The following is a 15318-nucleotide window of genomic DNA, read 5'->3' as shown; positions in this document are numbered from 1 at the left end:
ATAATGTCCTCAAAACCCTTATCGCTAACATATTTATTACGACCTTCATCCAAAGCCTCTGGAAAAGTTCCAGCATTGTTTATGTTTCATGGTTATGGCAGCAATGAGGAAGACCTTTTTTCATTTGCATCTGAACTCCCTGAGGAATTAATGGTTTTTTCTGTAAAAGCACCTTATGACCTTGAGCCATTTGGCCATGCATGGTATGCCATTAATTTTGATGCCGAACAAGGCAAATGGAGCGATGACGAACAAGCCAAAGAGTCTAGGGAGAAAATTGTTGCTTTTATGGATGAAGCCATTGAGGCATACGATTTGGACAAAGATAATATTACGCTATTGGGATTTAGTCAAGGAACCATTTTAAGCTATGCGGTTGCCTTGTCGTATCCGGAAAAAGTGAAGAACGTGATTGCACTCAGTGGATACATTAATGAAAATATTTTGGTGAACGGCTATGCTGAAAAAGATCATAGTAAACTAAATGTTTACACATCGCATGGGCAAGTAGACCAAGTAATTCCTTTGGAATGGGCCCAAAATTCACCAGAATTCCTTGAAAATCTGGGTATTCCGACTACTTATCAGGAGTTTCCTGTGGGGCATGGGGTTTCCCAACATAACTTTTTTTCCTTTAAAAAATGGTTGGAGGAACATGTTTGATGTTTGATGTCGGAAGTCTGATGCACGAGGTCTGGAGTCAGTTTCGCGGTCGGTAGTAACTCTTTTTTTTGAACTTGTTGGGGGGCCGAAGTCGGACGTCCGAAGCACGAAGCTGGCAGTAACCCAATAACTTAGTAACTCCGAACTCTGAACTTGAGTCTTGGTTCTTGTCTCTTGATTCTTTTGTCCTTGTTCTATTTTCCCTTTTGACACGAATTCCACGAATCATCGCAAATAGGTTTGCTCTTGAACTTGTCTTTGGGTCGGAAGCACGAAGTCTGAAGTCGGGAGTCAGTTTGCAGTAGGCAGTGTGCAGTACGCAGTAACTCTGAACTCTGAACTCCGAACTTGAGTCTTGATTCTTTTGTCCTTGTTCTATTTTCTCTGTTCTTGTTTCTCTTTTGGCACGGATTAATTACTGCGGAGCATAAAGCAAATGTTCGGCCAAGGTGAAGTCTACGCTCAAATCATCTTTTAGCTCATATTTTATAATGAGGTCTCCCCAGTATTTACCGTCGGAAAAATCGGCCAAAATCCATTTATGGTTGAGTACCTTTATTTTGTTGATTTTAAAATCACTTTCCATTCCTTCGTAGGGAATTAAAGGATTATCTCCTTTTTGTTCATTGGTTTCCAGCAACTTATCCTGAATGTAGAGTGATGGGTTTTCTATATCCAAATGATCATAATAGGCAAGAGCATCATCATTGTTTTCCAAAGTAAAATACTGCATATCAAGAACTTTAAGGTGCATGGTTTGCAAGGAATCCTTAAGTTCTTCCACCTCGGTCTGTAACTGTTCAACATCGGAGGTCAATGCTTTTTGCATGTTATTTCCTGTCACATATTGAAACAAGGCCAACAATGCGGCAAAAACAAATAGGTATAGAAAAATTCTGCTTTTCATGGATTTATATATTTTGTAAATTGATATTACTGATTGTCCGTTTAATGTCAAAATGGTGTTTTTGGCGTCATGTTGAACTTGCCTGCCGGCAAAGACAGGTTTCAACATCTCATCCTGCTGAATATGAGCATCTTTATGTGACCCTGAATCAAGTTCAGGGTGACGCTAATATTATGACACATTGCGGACATTCAATTTGATATTTCTTCTAAATGTCATATCGAGCGTAGTCGAGATGTTCTTGTCTACCTTTCGACTGCGCTCAAGATAACAAAACCAAAGCTTTGAGACATGTTATCATAACGCATCAAGAACTTCTATATTTTTAATTGTAGGTTATCGTATGCCAAATGTATGTTTTTGGGGAGATTTTTTTCAACTTCATCATGAAATCCCAATAAATGACTGATATGAGTAAAATAGGTTCGCTCTGCTCCCACTTCTTCGGCAAACTCCAGTGCTTCCTTCAAATTAAAATGGGAATGGTGCGGATCTATCCGTAGCGCATTTATCACCAATACTTCGGCTCCTTTCATTTTTTTCATTTCCTCCTCCTCTACCCTTTTTACATCGGTCATGTATACAAATTCGCCAAAACGGTAACCAAAAACTTTTAATCTGTTGTGGCTAGCTTCAATGGGAACTACATCCAAGCCGCCCAAAGGAATTTTCTTATCCTTGAAAACTTCATGAACCTTTACGGCAGGTGCGCCCGGGTAACGATCTTCATCTGCAAAAATGTAATCAAATCGCCTCTTGAGGGAATCAAGCACTCTGGGGTGTGCATAAACAGGAATATCTCCTTGCCTAAAGAAAAAGGGGCGAATATCATCAATGCCTGCGGTATGGTCGGCATGCTCGTGGGTAAACAAAATTCCATCCAACTTATCTATTGGGTTGGAGAGCATTTGTTGCCTAAAGTCGGGGCCGCAATCAATCACGTAGTTATAATCTTGCCAAGAAATGAGCACGGATACACGTAGTCTTTTGTCTTTTGGATTATCGCTCAGGCAAACGGGGTGTTTGCTTCCGATTATGGGGATTCCCTGTGAAGTTCCCGTACCCAAAAAAGTAATGGTCATCTTATCATCCATTAAATCCAAAATTATAACTTATTTATTTAATAGATTGATTGAAGAGTGTAACTTTGTTTTACTTTAAAAATTCGGATATGCCTAGCGTACCAAGCAGAGAAAATGCTTTTGAAAATATTCCTTCCATAAAAGCGAAGACCCTTAGGATCAATTTGAACCGTGATATTTATGGAACATTTGCCGAAATTGGCGCTGGACAAGAAACTGCTAGACATTTTTTTAGGGCTGGTGGAGCTTCTGGAACCATAGCAAAGGCGATGAGCGCTTACGACAAATCTTTTAGTGATGCCATTTATGGTATTGAGGAAGATGGGCGCTACGTTACCCAATCCCGGTTGAAAAAGATGTTGGATCACGAAATGAGGTTGGTCGAGGAACGAATCAGTAGGGACAGCAATCCGGATTATTTGTTCTTTAGTTACGCCAATACTGTGGCTACCATCGATTTTTCCAAACGTTACAAAGGGCATGGATGGGTTGGACTTCGTTTTCAATTGGATCCGGACCAAAAAGAATACGATGAAATCGTCCTTCATATTCGTTTTAAACAAAATGAAGCAAGATTACAGCAAGAAACCTTGGGTATTTTAGGTGTAAACTTGATTTATGGGGCGTTTTTTAAGTTCCATAAACCCAAAAAACTTTTAAAATACCTATATGATCATATCGACCATGACACTTTGGAAATTGATATGATCAACTTTACAGGGCCCAACTTTGCGGATGTTGATAATAGGTTGATGAGCCTTCAGTTGATTAAAAATGATATGACCGATGCGGTTATGTTTGGTCCCGATGGAAACAACTTGCTGCCTGCAGCCGTGTTGTACAAAAAAAATATCTTGGCATTACGGGGTAGTTTTAGGCCTGTGACCAAGGTGAATATGGACATGTTCCAGAAATCGTACGATATTTTTATTCGGGAACAGACCGTGGATATGGAAAATGCCATTGTTGTTTTCGAAATAACATTATCCAACCTAAAAGCTTCGGGTGAAATCGACGAGCAGGACTTTATGGACAGGGCGGAACTATTGTGTTCACTCGGACATACGGTGTTGATATCCAAATTCCAAGAGTACTATAAATTGGTAGAGTATTTTAACAATTACACCAAAGCCAAAATTGGATTGACCATGGGCGTGAACAATTTAGTGGATGTATTTGATGAAAAATACTACCGTCACTTAAGCGGTGGTATTTTGGAAGCTTTCGGAAAATTGTTCTTTAAGGATCTTAAGGTGTACCTGTATCCGATGAAAGATCCAGAAACTGGACAGGTGCTTACCAGCAACAATGTCAAAGTTCATCCTCGTATGAAAGAGTTGTACAAATTCTTTAAGTACAATGGAAAAGTGATGGATATTATTGACTACGACCCGGATGTACTTCATATTTTTTCTAGAAATGTGCTCAAGAAGATTATAAACAATGCCGATGGATGGGAAAAAGAGTTGCCAGAGGGCATTGCCGAAATAATAAAAGAGAAAAACCTGTTTACCAGAAAGGTTCTTGAAGAGAAGGAAAAATAAAATAAAGAGGCTGTCTAAAAAGTCGGTTTTCGTCAACCTGAACTTGTTTCAGGTTCACATAATGATTTGTTTATCAATATGATGGGATTCTGAAATAAATTCAGAATGAAGTATTTCACTACTTTTTAGACAGCCTCTTTATTTTAAAATGTCAGTTCGAGCGCAGTCGAAACCTCTTGGTTATCAGGTTTAATTAGGTTCTCGACTGCGCTCGATGTGACAAATATTCTTTTAAGACAATATCTGCGCGGCGTGATCTTTAGTCTTTACCTTGTCAATAACGCTTTCCACAACGCTATCTCCATTGATCACAAAAGTAGTTCGGTGAATTCCATCGTATTCCTTGCCCATAAATTTCTTAGGCCCCCAAACACCAAAGGTGTTGATCACGGTATGGTCTTCATCGGCCAATAAAGGAAAAGGGAACTCATATTTGTTCTTAAAATTGGACTGTTTCTTTTCTGAATCGGCACTTACGCCCAAAATTTCGAAACCTTGGTCTTGTAATTCTTTGTAGTTATCCCTTAAGTTACAGGCTTCTGCCGTGCAACCAGGTGTGTTTGCTTTGGGGTAGAAAAAGACAACAAGTTTTTTGCCTTTGTAATCACTCAGATTAATTGTATTGCCGTCTTGGTCTTTTGCCGAAAAATCAGGTACTTTATCTCCTACTTTTAACATGTTCATTTGCGTTGCTCTTGAATTAATTGTTTAATATTTACATTAACAAAGTTAAACAAATATGACCAAACAAGAAAAGGTTGCATTCACAATCAAGACCTTGGATAAACTATATCCTACTATTCCCATTCCGTTAGATCATAAAGATCCTTATACTTTATTAATAGCTGTACTGTTATCGGCCCAAAGTACGGATGTTCGGGTTAACCAAATCACACCTCTTTTATTTGAAAAAGCGGATAACCCTTATGATATGGTAAAACTTTCGGAGGATGAGATTCGGGAAATCATAAAACCAGTAGGGCTATCCCCGATGAAATCAAAGGGAATATATGGGCTTTCCCAAATTTTGATTGAAAAATATAATGGTAAAGTCCCTCGCGATATTGCTTTGCTGGAAGAATTACCCGCAGTAGGACATAAAACAGCCAGTGTTGTGGTTTCCCAGGCCTTTGGGATACCCGCTTTTCCGGTAGATACACACATTCATAGGCTGATGTACCGTTGGGGTTTCAGCAATGGGAAAAATGTGGTGCAAACCGAGCGTGATGCCAAACGATTGTTCCCCGAGGAGATTTGGAACCGTTTGCATCTTCAAATTATTTGGTACGGTAGGGAATATTCTCCGGCAAGGGGCTGGGACTTGGAAAAAGACATTATTACCAAGACCATTGGTAGAAAAACAGTGATCAACGAGTATTATAAAAACAAAAAGAGCCGCTAATTGCGGCTCTTTTCGTCAGTTTGATCCTTAAATTAATTCAATGTTACTTCAAACTGGTGTTTTTTGTAGTCAACTACATGAATCGATTTTGAAAAGCTAAGCAAAAAATCTACTGTTTTCTGACTAGCTTTTACCGTTTTTACGGATTTTTGTTCTTCAGAGTAAATGTTTTCCATATTCTAGCGTAAGTAATTGTTTCCATTATATAACGGCGCTAGTTTGGAAATATTGCAGACTTCGACGTATTGCTCGATTAATTCGTTAAAACGATATTCTTACGCTCTACAATTTTTCTTAGATTGATAAGGGCATATCGCATTCTTCCCAAGGCCGTATTGATGCTTACGTTAGTGTTTTCGGATATTTCTTTAAAGCTCATATCCTTGTAAATACGCATGATCAACACCTCTCTTTGATCATCTGGCAATTCATCGATCAAAAGTGTTAGATCACTTTCTATTTGATCTTTGATGATTTGCTTTTCGGCATTTAACTTCTCGTCGTGGATAACGGAAAAAATATTGAAGTCATCGCTGCCTTCGAATTTGGGCATTCTTTTGTTTTTACGGAAATGATCTATTACCAAGTTGTGCGCAATTCGCATTACCCAAGGCAAGAATTTGCCCTCTTCGCTATATCTTCCTTTTTTCAAAGTCTTTATTACCTTGATAAAAGTGTCCTGAAAGATGTCCTCTGCTACATCTCTGTCCAAAACTTTGCTGTAAATAAAGCTGGTAATTCTTTGGTTATGCCTGTTGATCAGGATTTCAAGAGCCTTTTCGTCTCCGTCAATGTAATTTTTTACTAAAATCGAGTCTTTAATCTGTAGTTGTTCCATACAAATTACTTTTTTTGGGTTAAAACATAGTCCTCCCTTTTCTAAGAAAGACTTTAGTTATTCAGTTTTTAATCTTTAAAAAAGTAATTATTCTGTATAGGCCTATCAGGATTTTAATTACACTTCAAATATAGATAAATAGGTAGGCGACCTAAAATCTATGTTGTGAGTTGACGATTTTTATATGTTAACTGATGCAATATACGTATTAAGTGTAGTGTATCGTATCTTTGAGACCCTAATTTTAACAAATGTCAATCAATATCAACGTAGATCCCAAGCAGCATATCATCATTAAAGGTGCCAAACTGCACAACCTTAAAAATATTGATGTGGTTATCCCAAGAAATAAGTTGGTGGTAATCACTGGATTATCCGGCTCTGGTAAGTCCAGCCTGGCGTTTGATACGCTCTATGCCGAAGGTCAGCGTAGATATGTGGAAAGCCTTTCCTCTTACGCACGACAGTTTTTGGGGAAATTGGACAAGCCCAAAGTGGACTATATTAAAGGTATAGCCCCCGCCATTGCCATAGAACAAAAAGTGAATTCTACGAATCCACGGTCAACTGTGGGAACCACTACCGAAATATATGACTACCTAAAGTTGTTGTATGCTCGTATCGGCAAGACCCTATCCCCTATTTCTGGGAAAGAAGTAAAGAAGCAAACCGTTACGGATGTCATCAACCATATTAAAGGATTAAACGAAAGGGACAAACTGTTATTGTTGGCACCCATTAAAATTAAAGAAGAGCGAGAGCCTTTAAAATCGTTGGAACTTTTTTCCAAACAAGGCTATGCCCGTATTAAGTATAAGGGTGAGGTCATCCGAATAGATCAAGTTCCTGAAAATATTGGGAGGGAATTTGATTTAGTGATAGATAGAATCATTGTTAAGGATGATGAGGATTTTTATAACCGCTTGGCCAATGCTGTGGACAATGCTTTTTTTGAAGGGAAAGGCCAATGTGCCATCGAAAACCTTCAAACAGGAGAAGTCAAGACCTTCAGCAACCAGTTTGAATTGGACGGAATGAAGTTTTTGGAACCGAACGTTCACTTGTTCAGTTTCAATAATCCCTACGGAGCCTGCCCAAAATGTGAAGGCTATGGCGATGTTATCGGTATTGATGAGGATTTGGTGATTCCCAATACTGCACTATCTGTCTATGAAAATGCCATTTTCCCATGGCGAGGCGAAAGTATGAGCTGGTACCGTGATCAATTGGTGAACTCAGCTTACAAATTTGATTTTCCCATTCACAAACCTTGGTTCGAACTCTCCGAAGAACAAAAACAACTGGTCTGGGACGGCAACGAACACTTTATAGGTATCCATAAGTTTTTTGAACAGTTAGAAGAGAAAAGTTATAAGATTCAGAACAGGGTAATGCTATCCCGATACCGCGGAAAAACCAGATGCTCCGTTTGTAAAGGAAAGCGACTTCGCAAAGAAGCCGATTATGTAAAGGTTGGGGGGAAATCCATTTCGGATTTGATTGAACTGCCCATCAATAAACTGGGACCATTTTTTGAGGAGCTTCAACTTTCTGAACACGATACAGTCATTTCCAATAGATTACTAAAGGAAATCACTACACGTTTGGACTTTTTGGATAAAGTAGGTTTGAGTTACCTCACCCTGAATCGAAAATCCAACACGCTTTCCGGTGGTGAAAGCCAGCGCATCAATTTGGCAACCTCTTTGGGAAGTAGTCTGGTGGGTTCCATGTATATTTTAGACGAACCTAGTATCGGGCTTCACCCAAGAGATACAGAAAATTTGATAGAGGTACTCAAATCACTCAGGAATTTAGGCAATACTGTCATAGTAGTAGAACACGACGAAGACATTATGCAGGCCGCAGATGAAATTATCGACATAGGCCCTGAAGCAGGAACCTTGGGCGGAAAAGTTGTTGCTACGGGAAATTGGGAAACCATTCTCCAATCTGACTCCCTAACGGCATCCTACCTTAATGGAACCATGGAAATACCAGTTCCAAAAGAACGTAGAAATTCCAAACACTACATTAAAATAACTGGGGCACGGGAAAACAATCTAAAAAATATTGATGTTACTTTCCCTTTGAACGTATTGACCGTGGTCACGGGAGTATCCGGAAGTGGTAAAAGTACCCTCGTCAGGAAAATATTGTATCCCACCATATTAAAAGAAACCGGAGGATATGGCGAAAAAGCAGGTCAGTTCTCATCCATGGATGGAAAATATTCCCATATAAAACATGTAGAGTTTGTAGACCAAAACCCAATAGGTCGTTCCTCGCGTTCCAACCCCGTAACCTATATAAAGGCCTACGATGATATTCGAAGCCTGTTTGCTTCACAAAAACTGAGCAAGTTAAGGGGATACCAGGCCAAGCATTTTTCATTTAATGTTGATGGAGGTCGATGCGAAAAATGTAAGGGCGAAGGTGAAATTACCGTAGAGATGCAGTTTATGGCCGATGTGCATTTGGAATGTGATGTATGTGCAGGAAAACGCTTCAAAAAAGATATTCTAGAAGTCCAGTTTGAAGGAAAAAATATTGATGACATCCTTAATATGACCATTGACGATGCCATTGCACATTTTTCAACCCACAAACAAGACAAGATAGTAACCAAACTGAAGCCTTTGCAAGATGTAGGCTTGGGATACGTGGCTTTAGGGCAGTCCTCCTCTACCCTTTCCGGCGGTGAAGCGCAGCGTATAAAACTGGCTTCATTTTTGGTAAAAGGGCATACCAAGGAAAAAGCTTTGTTCATCTTTGATGAACCCACCACAGGTCTTCATTTTCATGATATTAAGAAATTGCTTAAATCCTTTGATGAACTTATTGGCAAAGGACATTCCGTAATCGTAATCGAGCATAATATGGAGCTCGTAAAATGTGCCGACTACATCATCGACCTTGGTCTCGAAGGTGGCGAAAAGGGCGGGAATTTAGTGATAGAAGGCACCCCCGAAGAAATTATAAACAATAAGGAATCTTACACAGCAACGTATTTGAGGGAAAAATTATAAGAAATCGGATGTCGGAAGCCCGATGCACGGAGTTGGAAGTGTCACGTTGAGCGCAGTCGAAACGTCCGAATTTGGAAGTACGCAGTCGGCAGTTGCAGTACGCAGTTTGCAGTAACTCAATAACCGAACAACTTAGTCCGAAGTGTCACGTTGAGCGCAGTCGAAACGTCCGAAGTACGCAGTACGCAGTAACTCTGATCTCTGAACTCATAACTCCAAAGTCTTGGCTCTTAAACTTGATACTTGAACTTAAACCTGACTGGGAGTCCTAAGCGATAGAAGGATGCCGCCAAGATGATCAAATACTGCACCTAAATCACGGCACAAACAGCAATGTAAGTATATTACCACTTCTTTTGTAAAAAAGAAAATACATAAAATTTTAGAGACTTTAATAGTTGATTTTTTCTATCAATCCAAACCCCTATTTCGTCAATTTACCATTGGCATCTATCAATTCATCTAGTCCAATGATGTCCCTATTCTCTAATATTACAGGTCACAAGTTAACATTGTAGCCATGTTCCTCTCCAAATCTATCTTACAAAAGAAAAAATACGTTGTTTGTTTTATCCTACTTTCAATTTTATTGGTTTCTAATGTACTTGGAAACAAAAGTTCTCATACAATAAATGAAACACTCTGCTCAAAAGGACCAATAATTAAAAGTGAGTTCCCTACTTCTTTTAAAACATCTGTGGACAAGGGGTTGTACGCACCTGGCATTGCTGCAATACTTCAAACTCAAACACTTACCTATAACAACAATACGCCAGGTTGTACCTATATCGAGTTTCGGATATTGATTTTTAATACAAGTACAAACAACGAATCTCTTGAAAACATAGATATAAGTATGGGCTCAGAGATTACCATAAGCTTTAAAGATGGTGATGATAACAATAACGGCCAATTGGATGTAGGGGAACAATGGACATATCAAGGCAAACGAATAATTCTTAAAAGTGAAATAGAAAATGGTATCGCAGAGGATCAGGCCGCAGTCAAGGCTGATGTGGTAGGCCAACCAGGGGTTTTAGTGAGCGATCTGTCACACCCAACATTACAAAATTGGGATGCTACCACAAAAACGTTTTTGGATGATTGTGGTACTGGTATCTCCTTACTTTTGACAGGAGTGACCACAGGCCCTTTGGGAAATGGAGACCCGGGCTGTTCCAGTGTTGAGCTTACTTATGAACTGCACCATACTAGTGACGTTCCCGGCGAAACATTTGAATCCATTGTGCTGAACGACTCCCACCAAGGCAATATCTTAGCGCCGGACAGTGGCGATGATATTAACTTCGGTATGTTGGATCCAGGTGAAGTATGGATTTACAAAGTGGCCTATGTCCCTACCGCAGAAGAATACTTGGCTGGTACTATGTTGGTTCAAGGCTACGTGGAAGGTGTTACTACTGTTGATCCCAATATAATGGTCAGCGACCTTTCGGATTATGTTAGCTTGGACGAAGATAGAAAAACAGCGATAGACCTATCTTCTTGTGTGCCAAAAATCAGCCTTATTAAAAAAGGTGTAACCACAAACGGTTTAGGCGAGGAAGGAGGTTGTAGCCAAATAGCGTATTCGTTTTCGGTGACCAACCAAAGTGGCCCCGATCAAGTACTTGAGAATATATCGCTGGCAGATTTAGATCACCCAGGGCTTTTAATACAAGGCCCCGTAGGAGATATCAACAATGATGGTCTCATGGATCCTGGAGAAACTTGGGACTATACGGCCAATTACCAAATTACTGCCGATGATATCAACGCTGGATCGGTAGAAAACCAAGCACGTGTCGGGGCCGAGCTATTGGGGCCAGTGAATATTACCCTCGAGGATTTTTCCGATTATGAAAGTACCGATGAAGACCGTCCCACCGTGGTGGACCTTTCAGCATGTTCGCCAAGGATCAGTCTTATTAAAAAAGGAGTGGTCACTAATGGTCTTGGAGAGGAAGGAGGTTGCAGCCAAATAGCGTATTCCTTTTCGGTGACCAACCAAAGCGGTCCCGACCAGATACTGGAAAGTATAACATTGGCAGATTTAAATCATCCAGAACTTTTAATACAAGGTCCCGAAGGAGATATCAACAATGATGGCCTTATGGATCCAGGGGAAACTTGGGACTATACAGCCACTTATCAACTAACTGCAGATGACATCAATGCAGAACAGGTAGAAAATCAGGCACATGTAAAGGCAAAACTCCTAAGTGCAGATATTGATGTAGAGGATTACTCCGATTATGAAAGCATTGATGAAGACCGTCCCACCGTGGTGCCACTTGTCAACTGCGCTGGCATGGGACTCATCAAAACTGGTGTTCTTAGTGAAGATTGCACATCCATTGATTACACTTTTACCCTTACCAATGAAAGTGGTGACGATCAAATATTGGAAAATGTGGTGCTGAACGATTTAAACCTACCCCTCGTCATTGAAGGTCCTGAAGGTGATGCGAATAACAATACCCGCTTGGATATAGATGAAACTTGGACCTATACCGCCACTTATGCCCTAACACAAGCCGATATTGATGCCGGACAAGTGGATAATCAAGCTGTGGTCTCTGCCAATGTTCTTGGACTTCCAGACCTGATGATAGAAGATTTATCCGATGACAATAGTATTGATGAAAATGACATTACCTCTATTGATGTATCTAGTTGTCAAATTAGCTCACCATCCATTGGTTTGATAAAAACAGGTGCCTTGATAGATGTCAATACCGATGGCTGCGACGAGAGCATCCAATATACCTTTACCGTGACCAACACGGGCGATGTGGATTTGGACGAAGTCACCGTCAACGACCCACTGCTGGGCGGTGCGCTCGCAGGCCCCGTAGCGGGCAGCGACGAGGGGGACGACGGCATCCTCTCCATTGGCGAGAGCTGGACCTACGAGGCGATCTACGGACTCGAACAACAGGACATCGACAACGGCAGCGTGGCCAATTCTGCAACGGTCTCCGCACAGATACTGGACACCGACACCGGGGTGCAGGATCTGTCCGATGACGACAGTCTCTTGGAAGATGATCCCACCAACACCACAATCCCCAACGATGCCTGTACCGACGGCAGCGCAGGAATCGGGCTGATAAAGACAGGGACACTTATCGACGTCAACACCGATGGCTGCGATGAGAGTATCCAATATACCTTTACCGTGACCAATACAGGTGATGTGGACCTGGATCAGGTCGCCTTGGACGACCCCATGCTAGGCGGTGCGCTCGCCGGCCCCGTAGCGGGCAGCGACGAGGGGGACGACGGCATCCTTTCCATTGGCGAGAGCTGGATCTACGAGGCCATCTACGGACTCGAACAACAGGACATCGACAACGGAAGTGTGATGAACTCCGCCACGGTCTCGGCCCAGATTCTAGGCTCCGACACCGGGGTGCAGGATCTGTCCGATGACGACAGTCTACTGGAAGACGACCCCACCAACACCACAATCCCCAACGATGCCTGTATTAATGGAAGTGCCGGTATCGGGCTGATAAAAACCGGAGCTTTGGTAGATGTCAACACCGATGGCTGCGATGAGAGTATCCAATATACCTTTACCGTGACCAACATGGGCGATGTAGATTTGGATCAGGTCACCGTGGACGACCCACTGCTCGGCGGTGCGCTCGCAGGCCCCGTAGCGGGCAGCGATGACGGGGACGACGGCATCCTCTCCATTGGCGAGAGCTGGACCTACGAGGCAATCTACGCCTTCACCCAACCGGACATCGACAACGGCAGCGTGGTCAACTCCGCAACGGTATCGGCCCAGATTCTGGGCACCGACACTGGGGTGCAGGACCTGTCCGATGATGACAGCTTGCTGGAAGATGATCCCACCAACACCACAATCCCCAACGATGCCTGTACCGACGGCAGCGCAGGAATCGGGCTGATAAAAACAGGTGCCTTGATAGATGTCAATACCGATGGCTGCGACGAGAGTATCCAATATACCTTTACCGTGGCCAACACCGGAGATGTAGATTTGGATCAGGTCACCGTGGACGACCCCTTGCTGGGCGGTGCGCTCGCAGGCCCCGTAGCGGGCAGCGACGAGGGGGACGACGGCATCCTTTCTATTGGCGAGAGCTGGACCTACGAGGCGATCTACGGACTCGAACAACAGGACATCGACAACGGCAACGTGGTCAACTCCGCCACGGTCTCGGCCCAGATTCTAGGCTCCGACACCGGGGTGCAGGACCTGTCCGATGATGACAGCCTACTGGAAGACGACCCCATCAACACCACAATCCCCAACGATGCCTGTACCGACGGCAGCGCAGGAATCGGGCTGATAAAAACAGGTGCCTTGATAGATGTCAATACCGATGGCTGCGACGAGAGCATCCAATATACCTTTACCGTGACCAACACGGGCGATGTGGATTTGGACGAAGTCACCGTCAACGACCCACTGCTGGGCGGTGCGCTCGCAGGCCCCGTAGCGGGCAGCGACGAGGGGGACGACGGCATCCTTTCTATTGGCGAGAGCTGGACCTACGAGGCGATCTACGGACTCGAACAACAGGACATCAACAACGGAAGTGTGATGAACTCCGCCACGGTCTCGGCCCAGATTCTAGGCTCCGACACCGGGGTGCAGGACCTGTCCGATGATGACAGCCTACTGGAAGACGACCCCACCAACACCACAATCCCCAACGATGCCTGTACCGACGGAAGTGCGGGAATAGGACTTATAAAGACAGGGACACTTATCGACGTCAACACCGATGGCTGCGATGAGAGTATCCAATATACCTTTACCGTGACCAATACAGGTGATGTGGATCTGGATCAGGTCACCGTGGACGACCCACTGCTCGGCGGTACGCTCGCAGGCCCCGTAGTGGGCAGCGACGAAGGGGGCGATGGTATCCTGTCGATTGGCGAGAGCTGGACCTACGAGGCGATCTACGGACTCGAACAACAGGACATCGACAACGGCAGCGTGGCCAATTCTGCAACGGTCTCCGCACAGATACTGGACACCGACACCGGGGTGCAAGACCTGTCCGACAACAATAGTCTTACAGAAAATGATCCTACCACTGTCACAATTTTTAATGATGTCTGTACCACTGGTGGGGCTGGTATTGGATTAATCAAAGAAGGGGAACTTTTTGATGCAAACTATGATGGTTGTGACGATAGCATCCGATACACCTTTACTGTTACGAACGGAGGTTATGTTGATCTAGAAGAAATTACACTAACTGACGATTTGCTTAGTGGCACAGTAACCGGTCCTTTGCTAGGGAATGATATAAATGAGGACGGGATTTTGTCTGTTGGGGAAAGTTGGACTTATGAAGATACCTACGCCCTTACCCAAGAGGATATTGATGTAGGTTCCGTCACCAATCAAGCTACGGTCACGGCCATACCCATTGGAACGGAAATCCAGATTATGGATCTATCTGATGACAACAATCTTTTTGAAAACCATCAAACCATAACTTTTGTACCCAATTATAGCTGCTCAGGAGGAAACCAAGATCCAGATTTTAAAATATTTACAGGAATCACGCCCGATGGTGACGACATTAATGATTATTTCAGAATAAACAATATTGAAAATTATCCTGATAACGTCCTAAAAATCTTCAACAGATGGGGTGCACTCGTCTATCAAGCCGAAGGATATGGACTGGATGGCAATTATTTTACAGGTATTTCCGAAGGCAAGGCCACCATCCAACAGAAAAGGGAACTCCCCAGCGGAACCTATTTCTACACCCTTTCCTTTACGGGACAAAATCCTGGTAAGGAATACTATTCAGGCTACCTCTACATCAATAGGGATTAACTGAAAATATA

The 15318-nt window shown here is 42.7% G+C and carries 9 protein-coding genes; 5 read left to right on the top strand and 4 right to left on the bottom strand.

Annotated elements, in window-relative coordinates; all coding sequences use genetic code 11:
* The first annotated feature begins 3 nt into the window (after positions 1-3).
* A complete protein-coding gene (locus MURRU_RS15065) occupies positions 4-663 on the top strand; it encodes an alpha/beta hydrolase (protein ID WP_014034336.1) in 660 nt (219 codons plus the stop codon).
* A gap of 415 nt (positions 664-1078) precedes the next feature.
* Here the strand turns inward: MURRU_RS15065 and MURRU_RS15060 are convergent, their stop codons facing one another.
* A complete protein-coding gene (locus MURRU_RS15060) occupies positions 1079-1570 on the bottom strand; it encodes a hypothetical protein (RefSeq protein WP_014034335.1) in 492 nt (163 codons plus the stop codon).
* 317 nt (positions 1571-1887) lie between these two features.
* Positions 1888-2652 carry an MBL fold metallo-hydrolase gene (locus tag MURRU_RS15055; RefSeq protein ID WP_041802111.1) on the bottom strand — a complete coding sequence of 255 codons (765 nt, stop codon included), beginning with the start codon at positions 2650-2652 and terminating at the stop codon, positions 1888-1890.
* An 89-nt stretch (positions 2653-2741) separates the two neighbouring features.
* Here MURRU_RS15055 and MURRU_RS15050 point away from each other — a divergent pair, with 89 nt between their 5' ends.
* Positions 2742-4196 (top strand): hypothetical protein, encoded by a 1455-nt coding sequence (locus MURRU_RS15050; RefSeq protein WP_014034333.1) that lies wholly within the window; start codon positions 2742-2744, stop codon positions 4194-4196.
* Between the two features lie 231 nt (positions 4197-4427).
* On the opposite strand, the gene bcp is transcribed toward MURRU_RS15050, so the two are convergent.
* Complete coding sequence (gene bcp, locus MURRU_RS15045) at positions 4428-4880, bottom strand: thioredoxin-dependent thiol peroxidase (protein WP_041801603.1); 453 nt, start codon at positions 4878-4880, stop codon at positions 4428-4430.
* Between the two features lie 55 nt (positions 4881-4935).
* On the opposite strand from bcp, the gene MURRU_RS15040 reads away from it, so the two are divergent.
* A complete protein-coding gene (locus MURRU_RS15040) occupies positions 4936-5598 on the top strand; it encodes an endonuclease III domain-containing protein (RefSeq protein ID WP_014034331.1) in 663 nt (220 codons plus the stop codon).
* Between the two features lie 253 nt (positions 5599-5851).
* Here MURRU_RS15040 and MURRU_RS15035 read toward each other — a convergent pair whose 3' ends face one another.
* The gene (locus MURRU_RS15035) at positions 5852-6436 is read right to left on the bottom strand and encodes an RNA polymerase sigma factor (RefSeq protein ID WP_014034330.1); all 585 of its coding nucleotides are present in this window, start codon (positions 6434-6436) and stop codon (positions 5852-5854) included.
* A 251-nt stretch (positions 6437-6687) separates the two neighbouring features.
* Between MURRU_RS15035 and uvrA the strand changes: the two genes are divergently transcribed.
* Positions 6688-9465 carry an excinuclease ABC subunit UvrA gene (uvrA, locus tag MURRU_RS15030; RefSeq protein WP_014034329.1) on the top strand — a complete coding sequence of 926 codons (2778 nt, stop codon included), beginning with the start codon at positions 6688-6690 and terminating at the stop codon, positions 9463-9465.
* A gap of 697 nt (positions 9466-10162) precedes the next feature.
* Positions 10163-15307 (top strand): gliding motility-associated C-terminal domain-containing protein, encoded by a 5145-nt coding sequence (locus MURRU_RS15025; protein ID WP_187289860.1) that lies wholly within the window; start codon positions 10163-10165, stop codon positions 15305-15307.
* Positions 15308-15318: the final 11 nt, after the last annotated feature.

This window comes from Allomuricauda ruestringensis DSM 13258 (assembly GCF_000224085.1).
In the GTDB taxonomy this organism is placed as follows: Bacteria; Bacteroidota; Bacteroidia; order Flavobacteriales; family Flavobacteriaceae; genus Flagellimonas; species Flagellimonas ruestringensis.
Note: the sequence above shows the minus strand (reverse complement) of the source record. Positions and strands in the feature narration are given on the sequence as shown.